Annotated in this window: 27 protein-coding genes; 6 read left to right on the top strand and 21 right to left on the bottom strand. The window is 69.4% G+C overall.

The annotated features are described in order from the left end of the window. Position 1 precedes the first annotated feature (1 nt). From AC5YDV_RS04480 to AC5YDV_RS04555, 16 genes are read right to left on the bottom strand one after another with little or no spacing between them, the layout of a single operon-like run. Positions 2–421, bottom strand: coding sequence for a hypothetical protein (locus AC5YDV_RS04480; protein ID WP_496192381.1), 420 nt, complete (start codon positions 419–421; stop codon positions 2–4). Continuing rightward, on the bottom strand, positions 421–945 hold the full coding sequence (locus tag AC5YDV_RS04485; RefSeq protein WP_496192382.1) for an HNH endonuclease: 525 nt from the start codon (positions 943–945) through the stop codon (positions 421–423). The genes AC5YDV_RS04480 and AC5YDV_RS04485 overlap by 1 nt, the downstream gene beginning before the upstream one ends. Continuing rightward, the gene (locus AC5YDV_RS04490) at positions 942–2,408 is read right to left on the bottom strand and encodes a ParB/RepB/Spo0J family partition protein (RefSeq protein WP_496192383.1); all 1,467 of its coding nucleotides are present in this window, start codon (positions 2,406–2,408) and stop codon (positions 942–944) included. The genes AC5YDV_RS04485 and AC5YDV_RS04490 overlap by 4 nt, the downstream gene beginning before the upstream one ends. Positions 2,409–2,410: 2 nt before the next feature. Then, complete coding sequence (locus tag AC5YDV_RS04495; protein ID WP_496192384.1) at positions 2,411–2,791, bottom strand: hypothetical protein; 381 nt, start codon at positions 2,789–2,791, stop codon at positions 2,411–2,413. Then, the gene (locus AC5YDV_RS04500) at positions 2,788–3,063 is read right to left on the bottom strand and encodes a hypothetical protein (RefSeq protein WP_496192385.1); all 276 of its coding nucleotides are present in this window, start codon (positions 3,061–3,063) and stop codon (positions 2,788–2,790) included. The genes AC5YDV_RS04495 and AC5YDV_RS04500 overlap by 4 nt, the downstream gene beginning before the upstream one ends. Then, positions 3,060–3,533 (bottom strand): hypothetical protein, encoded by a 474-nt coding sequence (locus AC5YDV_RS04505; protein ID WP_496192386.1) that lies wholly within the window; start codon positions 3,531–3,533, stop codon positions 3,060–3,062. Before AC5YDV_RS04505 ends, AC5YDV_RS04500 begins: the two co-directional genes overlap by 4 nt. Beyond that, positions 3,530–3,769 (bottom strand): hypothetical protein, encoded by a 240-nt coding sequence (locus AC5YDV_RS04510; RefSeq protein WP_496192387.1) that lies wholly within the window; start codon positions 3,767–3,769, stop codon positions 3,530–3,532. The genes AC5YDV_RS04505 and AC5YDV_RS04510 overlap by 4 nt, the downstream gene beginning before the upstream one ends. 13 nt (positions 3,770–3,782) lie before the next feature. Next, the gene (locus tag AC5YDV_RS04515; protein ID WP_496192388.1) at positions 3,783–4,409 is read right to left on the bottom strand and encodes a hypothetical protein; all 627 of its coding nucleotides are present in this window, start codon (positions 4,407–4,409) and stop codon (positions 3,783–3,785) included. After that, complete coding sequence (locus AC5YDV_RS04520) at positions 4,406–4,693, bottom strand: hypothetical protein (RefSeq protein ID WP_496192389.1); 288 nt, start codon at positions 4,691–4,693, stop codon at positions 4,406–4,408. Before AC5YDV_RS04520 ends, AC5YDV_RS04515 begins: the two co-directional genes overlap by 4 nt. A 5-nt stretch (positions 4,694–4,698) precedes the next feature. Beyond that, positions 4,699–4,833, bottom strand: coding sequence for a hypothetical protein (locus AC5YDV_RS04525; protein ID WP_496192390.1), 135 nt, complete (start codon positions 4,831–4,833; stop codon positions 4,699–4,701). Next, on the bottom strand, positions 4,830–4,958 hold the full coding sequence (locus AC5YDV_RS04530; protein ID WP_496192391.1) for a hypothetical protein: 129 nt from the start codon (positions 4,956–4,958) through the stop codon (positions 4,830–4,832). The genes AC5YDV_RS04525 and AC5YDV_RS04530 overlap by 4 nt, the downstream gene beginning before the upstream one ends. A gap of 54 nt (positions 4,959–5,012) precedes the next feature. Beyond that, on the bottom strand, positions 5,013–5,249 hold the full coding sequence (locus AC5YDV_RS04535) for a helix-turn-helix domain-containing protein (protein WP_496192392.1): 237 nt from the start codon (positions 5,247–5,249) through the stop codon (positions 5,013–5,015). Further along, the gene (locus AC5YDV_RS04540; protein ID WP_496192393.1) at positions 5,246–6,085 is read right to left on the bottom strand and encodes a phage antirepressor; all 840 of its coding nucleotides are present in this window, start codon (positions 6,083–6,085) and stop codon (positions 5,246–5,248) included. The genes AC5YDV_RS04535 and AC5YDV_RS04540 overlap by 4 nt, the downstream gene beginning before the upstream one ends. Further along, positions 6,082–6,282 (bottom strand): hypothetical protein, encoded by a 201-nt coding sequence (locus tag AC5YDV_RS04545; protein ID WP_496192394.1) that lies wholly within the window; start codon positions 6,280–6,282, stop codon positions 6,082–6,084. Before AC5YDV_RS04545 ends, AC5YDV_RS04540 begins: the two co-directional genes overlap by 4 nt. Further along, on the bottom strand, positions 6,279–6,674 hold the full coding sequence (locus AC5YDV_RS04550; protein ID WP_496192395.1) for a hypothetical protein: 396 nt from the start codon (positions 6,672–6,674) through the stop codon (positions 6,279–6,281). The genes AC5YDV_RS04545 and AC5YDV_RS04550 overlap by 4 nt, the downstream gene beginning before the upstream one ends. Beyond that, positions 6,671–6,928 (bottom strand): helix-turn-helix domain-containing protein, encoded by a 258-nt coding sequence (locus tag AC5YDV_RS04555; protein ID WP_496192396.1) that lies wholly within the window; start codon positions 6,926–6,928, stop codon positions 6,671–6,673. Before AC5YDV_RS04555 ends, AC5YDV_RS04550 begins: the two co-directional genes overlap by 4 nt. Positions 6,929–7,100: 172 nt before the next feature. Between AC5YDV_RS04555 and AC5YDV_RS04560 the strand changes: the two genes are divergently transcribed. The 3 genes from AC5YDV_RS04560 (at position 7,101) to AC5YDV_RS04570 (ending at position 8,447) form a co-directional block, all read left to right on the top strand. Then, on the top strand, positions 7,101–7,553 hold the full coding sequence (locus AC5YDV_RS04560; protein WP_496192397.1) for a hypothetical protein: 453 nt from the start codon (positions 7,101–7,103) through the stop codon (positions 7,551–7,553). Positions 7,554–7,623: 70 nt separating this feature from the next. Beyond that, entirely contained in the window at positions 7,624–8,037 is a 414-nt protein-coding gene (locus AC5YDV_RS04565) for an ImmA/IrrE family metallo-endopeptidase (protein WP_496192398.1), read from the top strand. 23 nt (positions 8,038–8,060) lie between these two features. Beyond that, a complete protein-coding gene (locus AC5YDV_RS04570; RefSeq protein ID WP_496192399.1) occupies positions 8,061–8,447 on the top strand; it encodes a hypothetical protein in 387 nt (128 codons plus the stop codon). A gap of 43 nt (positions 8,448–8,490) precedes the next feature. On the opposite strand, the gene AC5YDV_RS04575 is transcribed toward AC5YDV_RS04570, so the two are convergent. From AC5YDV_RS04575 to AC5YDV_RS04585, 3 genes are all read right to left on the bottom strand, one after another. Then, positions 8,491–9,699 (bottom strand): tyrosine-type recombinase/integrase, encoded by a 1,209-nt coding sequence (locus AC5YDV_RS04575; protein WP_496192400.1) that lies wholly within the window; start codon positions 9,697–9,699, stop codon positions 8,491–8,493. A gap of 282 nt (positions 9,700–9,981) precedes the next feature. Beyond that, a complete protein-coding gene (locus AC5YDV_RS04580) occupies positions 9,982–10,491 on the bottom strand; it encodes a hypothetical protein (RefSeq protein WP_496183182.1) in 510 nt (169 codons plus the stop codon). 278 nt (positions 10,492–10,769) lie between these two features. After that, complete coding sequence (locus AC5YDV_RS04585; RefSeq protein ID WP_496183183.1) at positions 10,770–11,318, bottom strand: transcriptional regulator; 549 nt, start codon at positions 11,316–11,318, stop codon at positions 10,770–10,772. Between the two features lie 127 nt (positions 11,319–11,445). Between AC5YDV_RS04585 and AC5YDV_RS04590 the strand changes: the two genes are divergently transcribed. The 3 genes from AC5YDV_RS04590 (at position 11,446) to trxA (ending at position 13,394) form a co-directional block, all read left to right on the top strand. Next, entirely contained in the window at positions 11,446–12,333 is an 888-nt protein-coding gene (locus tag AC5YDV_RS04590) for a hypothetical protein (RefSeq protein WP_496183184.1), read from the top strand. A gap of 35 nt (positions 12,334–12,368) precedes the next feature. Then, complete coding sequence (locus tag AC5YDV_RS04595) at positions 12,369–12,914, top strand: acyl-CoA thioesterase (protein ID WP_496183185.1); 546 nt, start codon at positions 12,369–12,371, stop codon at positions 12,912–12,914. A 108-nt stretch (positions 12,915–13,022) separates the two neighbouring features. Continuing rightward, complete coding sequence (gene trxA / locus AC5YDV_RS04600) at positions 13,023–13,394, top strand: thioredoxin (RefSeq protein WP_496183186.1); 372 nt, start codon at positions 13,023–13,025, stop codon at positions 13,392–13,394. A gap of 58 nt (positions 13,395–13,452) precedes the next feature. Here the strand turns inward: trxA and AC5YDV_RS04605 are convergent, their stop codons facing one another. Beyond that, positions 13,453–14,304 carry a hypothetical protein gene (locus AC5YDV_RS04605; RefSeq protein ID WP_496183187.1) on the bottom strand — a complete coding sequence of 284 codons (852 nt, stop codon included), beginning with the start codon at positions 14,302–14,304 and terminating at the stop codon, positions 13,453–13,455. 81 nt (positions 14,305–14,385) lie between these two features. Continuing rightward, positions 14,386–14,982: a helix-turn-helix domain-containing protein gene (locus AC5YDV_RS04610; RefSeq protein ID WP_496183188.1), complete on the bottom strand. Its 597-nt coding sequence runs from the start codon at positions 14,980–14,982 to the stop codon at positions 14,386–14,388. Between the last annotated feature and the right edge of the window lie 86 nt (positions 14,983–15,068).

Raw genomic sequence — 15,068 nt, forward strand, 5'->3', positions numbered from 1 at the left:
CTCATGCGGCCACTCCTTCACAGTCGGGGCACCCGCTCACGGGTCGCTCGTGCAGGCCCTTGCCATGGTTGGTCCGCAGGGCCCCGGCCTTCCGCTCATCACGCATCGCCGCGATCTCCTGCTGCGACGCGTTCCACTTCAGCCAGGAGCGGCACACCCAGCCAGGCTCCCCGTCCTTCTCGGCCTCCTCCCACAGCCCGACGCGCAGAAGGGCCGCGATCGACTTGCTGACGTTGCGGCAGCCCACGGCGAAGGCGTCCCGGTCGTACTCGGGAAGGAAGCCGTCGCTGTTGGTGCGCTTGAGGTAGATGAGGCCGCGCACGTAGACGAGCTCGGCTTCAGGTCCGGCGCGTCGGATCTTCGGGTCGGAGGGCAGGTTGACGTCTAGGGGGACGAACTCCCCAGGGATTCGCCGCGCCATCAGGGCTCCTTCATTTCGGGCAGCCACCCCGGGGCCTCGTGGGGGTACGAGATGCGGTCAGCCGGGCGAGCCGGGACCTCGCGTCCCAATGTGCGCGCCAGCTCGAACGACTGCGCGAAGTAGTCCGGGACGCTCTCGATGCGCCGATGACCGAGGCAGTAGACGGTCACACGGGTATCGCTCGACTCGCTTGGCGTCCCCTGGCAGTTCGCGACGACCGGGAGGTGTCGCTTCCATTCGTAGGTGGCGAAGTTGGAACGGTTCTGGTTGCAGGGTCGGCACAGGGTGCGGAGGTTGGGCGTGTTGTCGAGGCCACCGGCCGAGTAGGGCAGGATGTGGTCGACTTCGAGCGCTTCCGGGGCGGCCTTGATGGAGCACCACTGGCAAGTCTGGTCGTCGCGGTGTACGACACCCCACCAAAGGTGCCCGGGCAGGGCAGTGCGCTCGCTTCGCTCGACCTTGGGGTGGCGATCGACGTGGCCGAGTCCGTGCTCCCAGCAGGCATCATCTTCGCGTGCCATCATGCGTCCAGGTGGTTGCCGCACGGTCCGGTGCACGGGGTGTCGGTCCAGCAGATGCCAGGTTCGCCGTCTTCGTGGTCGGCGAGTGGGTGGTGGCAGTCGGGGCAGTCGCCCAGGTCCGGGACAGGCTGCTCGGCGTCCGGGGTTGTGGCCTCGTCGGGGAAGATGCGCGCCCGCTCGGCGTCGGAGAGGGTGTAGCCCAGTTGGCCCAGCAGCCGGTACAGGGCACGGACGGCGTCGTCCTCGTGGACCCTCGCCCAAGCGCCTCCCCATCGGTGCTGGCCGACGCTGACGTGGAGGGCGTAGACGAGGATGGCTTCCTCGGGTACGTCGGACAGGTCGATGTCGAGGTCGTCTAGTTCTTGGTTGAGGCTGTAGCCGCCCAGGTTCTGGGCGACCATGCGCGGGACGAACGTCGCGAGGACGGCGTCGGTCTCGTCCTTGGTGAACCGCTTGCGGGCCAGCAGGCTCCGGCAGAAGTCCTCGCGCAGGGCGACGGCGGTGGTGCGTTCCTGCTCCAGTGCAGCCTGGGCGAGCGCTGTTGCTTCCTCTTCGGCCTTGCGCTTGGCCTTGGCGGCCTCGCTCTTGTCGTCCTTGGCCAGCTCGGCTTCGGTCTTGGGTCGGTACAGCGTGACGACGTGGTCACCGGCGACGACGAGGGCGCCCTCGGGCATCTCGAAGCCCTTGGGGATGGTGAGGTCGTAGGTGTACCAGTGGTGGACGACGGCGTGCCCGGCGCGCTCCTCGGCTGCCTCGGTGGCGCCCATCTTGGCCAGCTTCGCGACGAGCTTGTCGCGCCCCTCGGCGCGCTTGCGGGCCTCGGCGGCCTTCTTGGCCAGCCAGTCGAAGTTGTCGGTGCCCAAGGCGTTGGTGAGGCCCTCGGCGTACTCGGGGTCGCTGGCGTACTCCTCGACGACCGCGGCGTCCTCCAGCGTCGCCTGGCCGGTGTGGACCTTCTCGCGTGCCTCGTCGGGCAGGGCGAGGAGCTTGACGCGGGAGCGGACGGTGGTGGCGCTGCGGCCGGTGCGCTTGGCGATCATGGTGACCGGGACGCCCAGGTCGAGCAGGCCCTGGTAGCCCTCGGCTTCCTCGACCGGTGACAGGTCGGAGCGCTGGACGTTCTCGACGAGCATCAGCTCCAGCTGGTCGGCGGGCGACAGGCCCTCATCGATGACCGCGGGGACCTCGGTGAGGCCGGCCAGCTTCGCGGCGGCGAGGCGGCGGTGTCCGATGACGGTCCTCAGGCGCCCCTCGCGCTTGTGGCGCGTGCACCAGCTGGTGCCGTCGTCCTTGACCTTCAGGCCGGTCTGGTCCATGTCGGGGCATCCGGCGCAGACGGGCACAACCAGCAGGTTCTGGCGGACACCCTGGGCGCGGATGCTGTCAGCGAGTTCGGCGAGGTCGCCCAGCTGGCGGCGCGGGTTGTCGGGGTGGGGGTCGATGAGGTCGATTGGCAGGGTGATCATGCTCATCCTTGGCTCCTGTTCTTCTGTCTGCGGAGGTGCTCTCGGAGGTGGACGACGTCGAACTCGAGCTCGGCGGTCGTCCGGCGGGCGGCGAACTCGTCGACGCCGTCGTGGCCTTCGGCGTGGCTCCAGCCGGTGTTTCGGGCACGGTCGACCATCAGGTAGAGGAGCCGGACGAGTTCGTCGCGGCGTTCGGTCTCGTCCTGGCAGCCGCACTCGACGGTCACGCCGGGCAGGGGGTGGCGGATGCCGCAGGTCAGCTCTTGGTCTGTGGCGTCGCCCAGGACGCGCCCGCAGCCGTTGCAGACGCGCTTGACGACGATGTGCTTCGTGCCGTCCGCGTCGACGTGGTCGGGCGTGAAGGTGCGCGTGTGGCTGGTCATCGTTGGGCCTGTTCTTGGGTGCTCCAGTGGCAGCCGTAGCGGATGCACATGGTGACGTGCATGAAGGTGGGGCTGTTGATGAGCAGGAAGGTGCGGGTGCGGTGCCGGCCGATCAGGCAGAGCGCGAGGCCGGGGAGGGTGCGCCGGTGGGCGATGGGGGTCCTGTCGGCGAGGCGGGCGACCACGGGTGTGGCGATGGTCGCGATGATGACGATGATGACGAGGGCCAAGACGAGCGCGAAGATGACGGCGACGATCATGGGGAGCGTCATGGCCGTACTCCGGCGGCGAGGTGGGCGGTCGCGCAGTGGTAGTCCTCACCCGGCTGGTGGAGGTGGGTCTCTTCGCACACCAGGGTGCGGGCGCTGTCGCCGTCGCAGCAGCACTCGCGGCAGACGGTGGCGACCTTGTTGCAGGTGAAGCCGATGCCCTCGACGCGCTCGTGCCGGCCGTCCTCGCGGGCGTCCTCGTCGCAGTCGCAGTCGTCGTAGATGTCCCGCGGCGCGTGGGCGATGAGGATCCGCTTGAGCGCGGCCGCGTAGTTGGGCAGGGCGGTGCGGGCGTGGGCGATGAACTCGGCGTCAGCGGCATCCATCTCGTGGTTGACGTAGCCCTGGGCGTACTTGGGGCCGTCGACGGTCCGGCCGGACAGGCTGTACTCGGCGGCGTTCGCCCAGGTCGTCGTCCACGGGCCGGCGGACGCGCCAGCGGCGAGTCTGATGCTCTTGTCGAGGTCGTTCATCGGTTTCCCTCCCAGGCTTCACAGACGGCGTCCTTGCACAGCCATCCGGGTCCGTCGTGCTCGGTGTAGTGGCGGCGTTGGATGGCCTCACTGACCGAGTCGGACCGGGCGTGCGGCGCCCGGTTGTTGAGCTGGGCGTCGATGTCCTCGGCGAGCTGGCGGAGGCCTTCCTCGTCGAGGCCGGCGAGGATGTCCTCGATCTCCAGGTCGACGTCGACCTCGGTGACCACGTTCACGCGGTGACCCTTCCTAGCCATGGAAGACGCCCCAGCGGATGCACGTGTCCAGGACGTGGCGGGCCCGGCCGGCGAGCTGGGCCTGCTCCCCGCCTGCGGTGAGGTACAGGGCGGCATAGCCAGCCGCAGCGGTCACGGCCGTCTGGGTGATCCCCTCGGGCAGGTCCAGGACGTCGTCAGTGCCGTGGATGAACTCGGCCGCCAGTTGGTCGCCGGAGAGCTCTACCAGCTGCTCGGCGAACGAGAACGTGAACCGCGTCCTCGGGAGCCTCCCGGGCGCGATGAGGATCCTGTCCTCGTGGACTCGCGGGTCGGGGCCGACCAGGTAGCGGTCGTTGTCGTCGGGCAGGAGGCCGCGGACGCCCTTGCGGGGGTGGACCATGCCGTCGATGGCGGCCTTGAACGTGGGGCCGAGGTTGTGGACGTCGCGGACGGGCGGCTTGGTGGACGGGTAGGTGACCCACACGGTGCAGTGGGCTCGGTCGAGTTGGGGGCGTCCGGCGCGCATCCAGGCGCCGGCGGCCTTGGCGCGGATGGTGTGGGTGCGGGTCGAATGGGATCCCCAGTGGCCGTGGCGGTCGTTGGCGGTGAGGATCTCGCGGTCGACGAGTTCGATGGTGATGGTGACGGGCTGGCTCACGGCTTGCCTCCCGACTCGTGGCGGGTGCGGGCGGCCTCGGCGGCCTTCGTCTTCCCGGCTCGGCGTGGTGAGCTGTAGGCGACTCCGCCGGGGATGTACCGGACGTCGGGGTTCCACTCGGCGTAGGCCAGGACGTCCTCGTCGGTGCGCTTGGTGTCCCGGGGCTTGAGGGCGAGGACGGTCCGGACGATGCCGGACGACACCTCGCGCGAGTTCGGCTGGCTGCCAACCCAGGCGGTGAGGATGCTGTCGACGATGGTGGTGATGCGGTCTTCGTGGGCCATCGCGATCAGTCCTCCGCGAGTTCAGCGGCCGGCTCGAACAGCACGTCCGGGACGAGGACCTCGAGGACGCCGAGCGCGGCGGCGAACAGGCCGATGGTGAGGGCGAGGAGCATCGCTCTGGTGACGAGTTCGTGCATCATCGGGCGTCCTCCTGGGTGAGGTCGGCCAGGTCGCACAGCAGGCAGCCGCCGTCGAGGATGTCGAGGGGGGAACGCTCGTGGTCGTGCGCGTACTTGCCGGGAGCGAGGTCGGTGTTGGTGTCCATGGGGTTCTCCTTCGTCTTGCTGGGCTTGGGGGTCTTGCTTCGAGAGGTGGGTGGCTACTGCTCGTCGTCGGGCCGGTCGATCAGCCAGGCTTCGAGGTCGGTGCGGCGGATGACGGGCTTGGAGATGCCGCGGCCGTGGATGGTCCCGACGACGGTGGGGAGGTCGCCGGCGTTGATGGCTCGGCGGATGACGTCGGCGCTGTAGCCGGTCGCCTCGGCTGCCTGGGGGATCGAGTAGGAGATCCGGTCCTGGCCGCGCAGGAGCCGGGTGGGCTTGGTCTGGGCCGTCATGCTGCTGCCTCGACTCTCAGGCGGCCGTCGAGGTACCGCTCGACGAAGTAGCGCTGGCCCTTGCCGGTGACCTTCGGCGTCCGGGAGACGGTCACGTGGCCGTCGGCGTGGGTGATGGCGGTCTCCTTGATCTCGAACAGGCCCAGTTCCATCGACTTCTGGGTGGGCATGTTCCAGTCGGACCCGTTCCGGTTGATCAGGTAGCCGTCGCGGCGGAGCGCCTTGAACAGGCGGGTCGCGCCGACCTGGACGCCGTTGCCGCGCAGGAGTTTCGCCAGGTCGCCGACGAGGATCGACGTGTGCGACGCGGCGACCGCGTCGGCGAAGATGACCTTCGGGGCGTCCGCGGTGACCCGCTCCTCGAGTTCGCCGGCACGCTGCTGGGCGACGAGCCTCTCGGCCTCGGCGAGGCGGCGCAGGGCGCGCTCCTCCTTGAGGTTCGTCGCCAGGCGGATGAGCGTGTCCGGGTCGGTCAGGGCCTGCTCGATGGTGTCGGGCGTGAGGTAGGCGCCGTGCTTGCGGATGGCGGGCAGGACCTCGCTGGTGATCCACCGGCGGAACGCGGCCGCCTCGGGCTTGCGGCTCATGAAGACGACCGCGTACATGCCGGGCTCGGATACGATCCGGGCGGACTGCTCGCGGCCCATCGAGTCGATGACCTCAGCAGTGCTTAGGGCATCGTCGTCGAGGCGGTCGGCGACCATGCTCGGGTTGCTGAGCTCGAGGACGCGGCACAGGTCGGCGAGGACGAACCAGGGCTCGCCGGCGATGGTGACGACGCGGACGGGCTGGTCTCCGTAGGCGAACGGGGTCAGGGTGTCGGCGGTGGTGGTCATCGGGTGCGTTCCTCTCGCTCGGCCAGCTGCCGGTCGGCGCAGGCCCGGGCTTCGTGCTCGGTGGGGTGCTCGTGCCGGCACAGGCGGCCCGGGCGGGTCGCGCCTTGGCTCTTGATGCCGGCGAGCCAGTAGTGGCGATCGGTGAGCATCGGGTGGTACGGGCCCCGGACGACCGCCTCGAACACCGGGCCGGTCACGGGGACACCGCCTGGCTCTTCGCGGTGCGCTGGACGCAGGACGGGTGATGGACGGGACCCTGGCAGCGGCAGTCGCCGTTGACCTCCTCGGCCGTGGCGATCGCGGAGGCGAGGCGGTCGAGCAGTTCGCGCGCCTCGGCGATGGTGTAGCGCTCCTCGCCGACCTCGAGGAACGGGCCGTCGATGCCTCGGATGTCGTAGGCGCAGAGGTAGACGGTGGGTAGCCAGGCGACCTCCGGCGTGCTCTCCCAGGGCAGGGCGCCCCAGCGGGCGGACGGGCCGCGGCCGTCCTCGCCGTAGACCTCCACCGGCGCCTTCCAGCGGATGGGCGGCAGGTCGAGCGCGGGACCCTCAGCAAGGGCGCGAAGACGGTCGGTGGTGGCCCAGGTCATGCCGACACCGCCTCGACGCTCGCCCCGTAGGGGTTCGCCAAGATCGCACGCCGGTCTTCCAGAGCCAAGGCTGCGACGAGCGCGTTGAACACCTTCGGGGACACCCGACGGGAGTGTCCGAGTTCGATCTTGGCCACGTAGGGGCGGTTGACGCCGACGGCCTCGGCCAGATCGGCGACGCCCAGCCCGGAGCGGATGCGGATGGCGCGGATGGCCGGGCCATGCACCTCGATCGTGGTCTGTGCTGCGTTCATGGGCATAGCTAACCACACTTAGGAACAGCTGGCAACACCTGACGAAAGAACTCGAGAGCCCGGCACGGCTAGCGGAAGCACATCGGTGTTATTCCCCCTAGTAGCTGCGTGTTCGATTCGGTGTTCCTGTGCAGCGCTAGCTGTTCCTAGTTGTTTCTGGAACGCTGGGCGCATGGACATGACCGATGAGGAACGGGTCGAGCTGGGCATGCTGATCCGCGAGAGACGAGCCGAGATCTACGACACCAAGATCGCCGCCTACCAGGCCGCCAAGCTCAACCCCGCCACCTGGGACCGGATCGAGAGCGGCCAACCCGTGCGAGCCGACCGCCTTCGTGCCGCCGTCCGCGTCCTGTGGCCGGCCACGCTGGGCGACTGGCGCCGGATCCACTCGATCCCGGGGGAGGTGCGGACCGTCTTCGACGCGCCCGCAGACCCGGAGTACGCCAAGCAGGTGGAGGGCTGGATCGCTGGACTGGAGGCACGTGTCGAGGAGCTCGAGGCGTGGAGGGCCCGGCAGGACGGGCTCCAGAGGGTCGCGGCGCGGCGCGGCGGTCTCGGGGCGAAAGGGCGGCGGGGTCCCGAAGTCGGCGAGGAGAGCCAGGACCCAGACGCAGAGGGGTGAGCAGGCCCGATTGGGTTGGGCGCGGTCAACTGATCTGGACACCAGATTCGTCATCGGTCAGTGTGCTGACATGTACCACCCCTGGAGACACCTGCAGCAGCTGGCCGAGTGGGACCTCGAGTGGAAGCCGCTTCCTGAGGACATGCTCGGGATCACCCACTTCCGAGAGCGACGGATGGTCCTCGACCCCTGCCAGCTCCAGGCGCAACGGCGCTCGACGATCGCCCACGAGCTCACCCATGCCGAGCGAGGACCGACCCTCGACGCGCCATGGTGGGTCGCCCGCGAAGAGCAAGAGGTCGACCGGATCGCGGCGCGCCGGCTCATCGACGTCCGGGCGCTCGCCGACGCCCTAGCGTGGTCGCAGGATCCCCACGAGGTCGCCGACGAGCTGTGGGTGGACGTACCCACCCTGGAGGCGCGGCTGGCCGACCTGGACGACGACGAACGCCACTACCTGCACGTCCGCCTGGGCGTGCAGTGAATCCCCAACGAAGGAGAGCCCAGATGATCACGATCAAGTCCTTGTCCGCGGTCGCGGCCGCCATCATGCTGGCCGGCTGCTCGGCGTCCGCCACCCCCCAAGCCCCGACGCCGGCCACGACCCCCGCGCCCGCCACAGTCGCGGCGACCGAGGACGTCACCGCGAAGGTCAAGGAGGCCGCCGCCGAGCTCGGCGAGCTCGTCACGAAGGCCGAGCTCGACGGCCAGCTGGTCCGCGTCCAGACGACGATCGTGGATCCCCGCGGGGCTGCCGGGAGCGAGCCTGCCCGGCAGGCGGTGGCGATCTGCCAGGCGGTCGTCGATGGTCTGGCGTCGACGTCGGTCACGGTCAACGAGGCGGACGGGACGGGCTTCGCGGTCTACCGGGGGAAGGCCTGCGCCGAGGTGTGACATCGGCTCGAAAACGATTCGGGCGATTGTCGCACCCGGCTGCTTACCCGCGGCCGAGCGCTCCGGCGAGACGCTCGATCGCCTGGCGGGTTTCCGCGCTGTTGACGTGCCGGTAGTTGTCGACCAGCTTGGAGTGCCCGACGATCGCCTCGACGACGTGCTTGTCGACTCCGGCGCGCAGCAGCAGGTTCACGGTGCTGTGCCGGGCGGAGTACAGGTCGTAGTCCGGCATCCGGGCCGCCTTCGGGTGGGCCTCTCGCTGGCGGTCGCGGGTGAGCTCGAGGAGTTCGCGCCACCGGTCACGGTCCATCGTGTCGGACAGGGGCTCGCCGGTCGGCCGGGGCCACACCAGGTCGTGGGGGCTGTGCTTCTGCCGGTCGCGCCAGTCAGCGAGGGAGGCGCTCATCCAGCTGGTGAGCGGGATGATACGGCGTCCGGACGACGTTTTCGGTCGAACCAGGTGGTAGGACTTCCACAGGTGCTGGGCGACGAAGTTGGGGGGCAGCCGGAAGCCGGCGGCCCGGTTCTTGGGGTCGAGGTAGGGCAGCGACATCAGCTGCCAGCTGATGTCGACGTGGTCCTCGCCGACCATCGCCCAGGTGAGGCCGCGGGCCTCGGCTGGCCGGACGCCCTGGAGGAACGCCATCGCCCACCGGGACGCCTCGGGCAGGGTCGCGGCGACGTCGAGGATGTCGAGGGCGTGGTGCAGGGGGATCTCGCCACGGCTGCTCTCGCCCAGGCCGGGGGACTGCACGTCGAAGATGCGCTCGGGAACTTGGTGGCCCTCGAGGCGGGCGTCGCGGAGCATCTTCACCAGGACGCCGCGGGTCCGGACGACCGACGAGGCGGCGAGGCCGGCGTCCTGCTGGGCCTTGTCGACTGCGCGGATGTCGCCGGGCGTGAGCGTGGAGAGGCGCTTGTGTCCGATGGTGGGGATGATCCACTTGGCGACGGCGCTGCGGTCGGTGGCGTAGGCGTTGGGGCGGACGCGGTTGACGTGGATGCCGAGCCAGGTGTCGGCCCAGGACTTTACGGTGGTGCGGGTGGTGGTGACGAGCGTGGCGGGGTCGGCGCGGAGCAGCTGGAGGGCGAGCTTCTCGGCGTGCTTGCGGCTCTTGGCGACGCGGCGGACGTAGCGGCGGGTGCCGCGGGGTGTCCAGCCGGCTTCGACCCGGGCGTACCAGTACCCGCGGGTGTCCTGGTAGACCGACCCCGTCCCGGGGGCGCGGCGCGGCTTCTTCTCTTCGGTCATGCTTTGTTCGATTATTCCCGTCCGTGTGAACCATGTTGTGATCCACCCCCAGCATGCACCAGCCCATCCCAGCGGTGCAATTACCGCTCAGCTAGGCGTGTTGAGCGGGTGATCCTCGCGTTCGCAATGAGAAGGTCAGGGGTTCGAATCCCCTTAGCTCCACCACACAGGAACCCTCTCCCACTAGGGAGAGAGTCTTTGCTGTCCTTGGCGATCTTCCGGTAGGCGCAGTAAAGTCCCCGGCGCCAAGGGGGAGGCGCCGGGGACTTCGAAGGCGAGCTGTCAGAGCCCAAGTCCGGTGAGGAGCCGGTTGAGCAGGGCGGCGATCCCGGTGACCGGACCGTCTCGATCCAGCAGACCCGTCACCGCGCAGAGCAGGTTGCCCAAGAGGTTCCCGGCCCCCTCCACGGCAGTGATGTCCAGGTGGACTTCGTCGAGGTCGATGACGAGACCAAGAAGGTCGAGGTGAACAGGCCCGAGGTCCAAATCGAGGATGGTGCAGGCACCGCTCACCTGCGCCGTGTCGATGATGGCGGTGAAGGTGTCAGTGACCGGCGCACCGTTGAGGTCGCCCGTGATGGTGCCAGTGAGCTCGAGGGCCCCGTCGACCGCCCTCACGGTCAGGTCGCTGATCCGGCCGTCAAAGTTGGTTCCAGTGACCGGGAGGCTTGTAGCTGCGGGCTGTGCATGGGAGACGGGAGCGGCGTGGGCCGTCGCAGCCGGGAGGACGCCGAATGTCGCCGTGAGGGCGAGCGCAACTCCGACGCCCGCGATCTTCATACGTTTCATCATGGTGCAGTCCCTTTCGGTTGTCGTGCCGACGAGGTGGTGGTTACCCACCACCTCCGCCGTGAAACCCCCCGGGCACCAACGGGTCGAACAAGCACCAACGCCGCGCCCAACACTGTGCCCATTGGTGGGGCCTGCGGGGGAGGCGGAGGCCCAAGCAAGCCTTCTTTCACAAGGCCAGATGCCATTCCTATGAGGAGGTCAGGTTATTCGAATCCCCTTGGCTCCACCAACGGACTGGCTGGGTCTTCACCCGGCCAGTTCCAGTGGTCCAGGCAACTTCACCCCTGTGGATCGTCGGTTCCGCGCTCGATGCCCAGCGTGGCCAACAGGTCCTCGTGGAGCGAGATCCACACCAGGTGGGACGAAGGACGGTCCGGTGCGTCGAGCCACTCGTTCTCGCCTGCGAGCAGGTGGTCGAGGGCCGTCCGGTAACGGGGCGCGTGTACGGGGAATCGGTCGAGGACGCCCGCCAGTCGCCCCGAGAGCTGGTCAAATCCGCGCGCCAACGCGCTCAGCTCCCGCAGGACCGCCGCGTCAGCCCGCTCGTCCAAGTGCCCGTTCACCTGCCAGCGCGTGCACACGACACCGTGGCGTCGGTTGAGCGGCAGGAACTGCCGGTGGGCTGCATCGACAGCTTCCCTGCCACCCACGGCGTCAAGTTCGGCGGCCAGTTGACGCTCGTTCTCGGTCTTGCCGCGCTCGGTGAGCGACCAACTGGTCGTGCCGTACCAGTCGTAACGGCGCACCCAGCCGTAGGCTTCGGCGTCCAGCAAGTGCTCGCCGACGAACGCCTGCTCGAGCCCGTACAAGCCAGCGACATCACCCACGGATGGCGAACCCAGCACGCGAACACCGTGCAGGACGAGCAACTCGGGCCATGCCGACCATCCTGCCCGTGCTCCCAACCCCGCGTCGCGAGGGGAAGTGTCGGGGGCGCGTGGCAGGATGCCGGACATGGACACCCCCTGGCCATGGGACGGTGCGGACGGGCAGCGGACGTTGCGCCTGTTGATCCTCGCGCCCATCTCGCTCCTGTTGCTCACCATCCTCGCGTTCTCCGCCCTTGCCGGAGAGTTCAATGATTCGATCAGCGCCTACTACGGCGGCCCTGCCCGCGACGTCTTCGTCGGCTGCATGCTGGCGACCGCGCTGGGCGTGGCAGCGTTCCGCGGGACGTCGGACCTTGAGGATCTCGCCCTCAACGCCGCGGGGTTCTATGCGCCGATCGTGGCCTTCGTCCCCTTCAACTTCGCGGCCAGTGAACCCACGGTCCGGGTCGAGGGAGCGGCCGATCCGACGGTGTCACTGAAGGTGATCCTGGTCTGTTACCTCGCGACGGCCCTCGCTTTTGTCATATTCGACTACTTCAAGGGCACTTGGGCCATGGGTCGGCTCTGGCGGGGGTCCCTCGTTGCTCGCGCGCTGGTGCTGTCGGCGCTGCTCGCTGTGGGCATCATGGTCGTCCTGCTGCTCGTCCGGTTGTTCGAGCCGGGAACGCGCTTCGAGGGGGTGCACCTGACGGCGGCGGTCCTGCTGATCGCGAGCTTGGGGATCGCGGTGGCGAGCCACCTCGTCCCTGAGAGGCACCAGGGCCGCGTCCGGGTCGACGACAACAACGCGGACGGAGGGGTCGCCACCCTGTACCGCGGGCTGGTCGTCGGCATGGTCCTCGGGCTGCCGCTGTGGTGGGTGCTCCGATGGGCGGGTGTTTCCAGCGCGGTCCTGTGGGTGGAGACCCTCGAGTTGGGCCTGTTCATCGTGTTCTGGGCCACGGAACTGCGGCGCCGCTGGGTCGCCCCGGCCGAGGGGGTCAACGACAGGCCGGTCACCACCCCGCCCTGAGCTGCGAAATCTGCTGCCCCGTAGGGTGTCGTCCCATGAACCTGTACTGGCGGCTGCTCCTGCTTCGGCTACGCCTCCTGCGGGCGCCGAGGATGAGCGTCTGGGACACCGCGCGGACGCGGTTCCGGGTGGTCCCCACCGACCTGGACCTGCTGTTCCACATGAACAACGGCAAGTACCTGACGCTCATGGATCTGGGTCGCATGGACCTCCTGCTCCGGTCCCGCCTGTGGGGCGAGATGGCCAGACGCGGCTGGTACCCGGTTGTCGCCGGGCAGACGATCACGTACCGGAAGTCGCTCAACCCGTTCCAGCGGTTCGACCTGCTCACCCGGGTGCTCGGCCTGGACGACCGCTGGATCTACCTCGACCAGACGTTCGTGGTCGGCGACACCGTGTACGCCCATGCGGTCGTCCGCGCCCGGTTCCTCAAGAAGGGCGGCGGTTCGGTGGAGCACGCAGAGATGGAGGAGGTCATCGGTGGCTTCCCGGGGCACCTCGACGTCCCGGCGTGGCTCCGCGACTGGACCGCGGCGACGAAGATCTCGAGCAGCACCGTGGACGGGAGCGCCGCGGTCTGAGGCGAGGCGTCCTCGTGCGTTCTTCCGCGACTCTCGTGAAGTTGTACCACGATACCCCCGGGGGTATCGTGGGGTCACATCTCATCACAGCCCAGCAGGAGGAAGCCCATGGCCACCGTCGACCTGACCAGCGACACGCTCGAGAAGACCCTCGCCGAGGACGACATCGTCCTCATCGACTGGTGGGCGGCCTGGTGCGGGCCGTGCCGCATGTTCGCCCCCACCTACGAGAAGATGTCGGAGAAGCACCCCGACGTCGTGTTCGGCAAGATCGACACCGAGGCCGAGCAGGCGTTGTCCTCGGCCGCGGGCATCATGTCCATCCCGACGCTGATGGCGTTCCGCGAGGGCGTCCTCGTGTTCGGCCAGCCCGGGGCGCTGCCCGAGTCGGCGCTCGAGCGACTCATCGAGAACGTCCGCGAGCTCGACATGCCCACCATTCACGCGCAGATGGCCGAAGCCACGGCCGCGCAGAACTAGTCCGGGCGCAAGCCGCAGCCGGAGCGGTGAGCGCTCCGGCGCGGTGAGCGCTGGGGCGTCAGGCGCGGCAGGACGCCCCAGCCCCGGTGAGGCGCTGGTACAGGCCGAACAGCACGACGCCGAGGGCCAGCGCTCCGTTGGTCGCCTCGGGTGCCCCGGCGATCAACGAGGCGGCGAACACCACCGCGCCGGCCGAGACGGCCGCGCACGGGGTGCAGCCCACGTTGGGGCGCCACCCCCGTTCCGGAACGTAGGTGGCGACGACGGCCGCCGCGAGCAGGGACACGACCGCCAGCAACGCCAGCCACCCGGGGGCTGTGGGGAAGCCTCCGGCGGCGGCGAACCCAGCGAAGAGAGCCGGGGTCAACGCCACCATGGTCACGATGCGTCGGCGGGACCCCAGGGCGTCCCGGATCAAGTCCGCAGGGTTGCTGGAACCGCGGCTGAGGGGGGTCCAGGTGCGGCTCTGGGGGTCGGACGCGGGGGCCGGTTCAGTCAGCTGGGTGGGGGATTCGACGACCATCGCCTGGGGGGAGGTGGGCCGGGTCATCGGCTTCGCGGGCGCGAGTGCCTCGTCCAACGCATCCACACCGCCTTCGAAGTAGGCGCGCCAGTCCGGGGTCTGGGTCACGGAGGTGTCGCGTCGGTCGATCCACTCCTGCCGGACCCGCGCAACGGAGGCCGCGGCGTCCGCCTCGGAACCCCCGCTCTTCACGGCTGCCCGGCGGGCCTCGGCGAGCGCGACGGCTGCGCCCTCGTGGTACTTGGCGGCGGGCTGGGGTGACCCCGAGCGCGACAGGGCGCACAGTGACGCGTTGCCGGCGGCGCCCGCGAGCCGGCCGATGGCCGTCCTCTCACTGTCGCGAAGGCGGGCGACCAGCGCCCCGTCCTGCGTGTCGGTCTCGGTCACATGCTCTCCTTGTTCGACTGGCCCCCAGTATACCCCGGGGGGTATACTGGGGGCCAGTCGCCGGGTCTTACCGGCTAGGGCTCAACGCCGCGGTCCTCCGCCCATGCGTCCCATCCCCACGCCGGCCTCGTGGGCCGCCGTCATGGCGTCCGCCTGCTCCTGGGTCAGGCGACCGGACTCAACCGCCTCGGCGAGCCGCTCCTTCATCTGAGCGGTGCGCTCCGCCTGGCGGGCGCCCTGCTGCGCGTTGAGCGTGTCGATGACGAGCTGCTTGTCGACCCCCAGTTCGCCGGCGAGGTAGGTGGCCAGTGCCTCGTGGCGCGCCGCCTGCTCCTCCTCGCTCAGCTCCTGCCCGCGGACGGGCATCGGGTTGTCGGCGTGGTACTTCTGCAGGGCCTCGGTCAGCGCCTCCTGGGTGACGCCGAGCTTCCCGGCGAGGTACTGCGTGTTCTGGGTCGCCCCGTAGCCGGCGCCGTTGCGCAGGCCCGCAGCACCCGTCTCGGTGCCGGCCATGCGGCCGAAGCCGCCGCCGCGCTGCCAAGCCGGACCCGCCGCGGGGGCGGTGGGCGACGGGCTCTCGGGGGTCTCGGCGCTGGCCAACGAAGCCACCCCGAGCGCCCCCCCGATGAGAATGGCGCCGCCGGCGATGCCGAGGGCGATCTTGCGTGTGGTGGACATGTCTCCTCCTGGTTCATGGTCTGAACTGCTTGTGACATCAAGTAGACCCAACCGGTGTGTTGCTTCGAGGGGGGCGATCGTGGTGA

This window comes from Propioniciclava sp. LT432 (assembly GCF_059515965.1).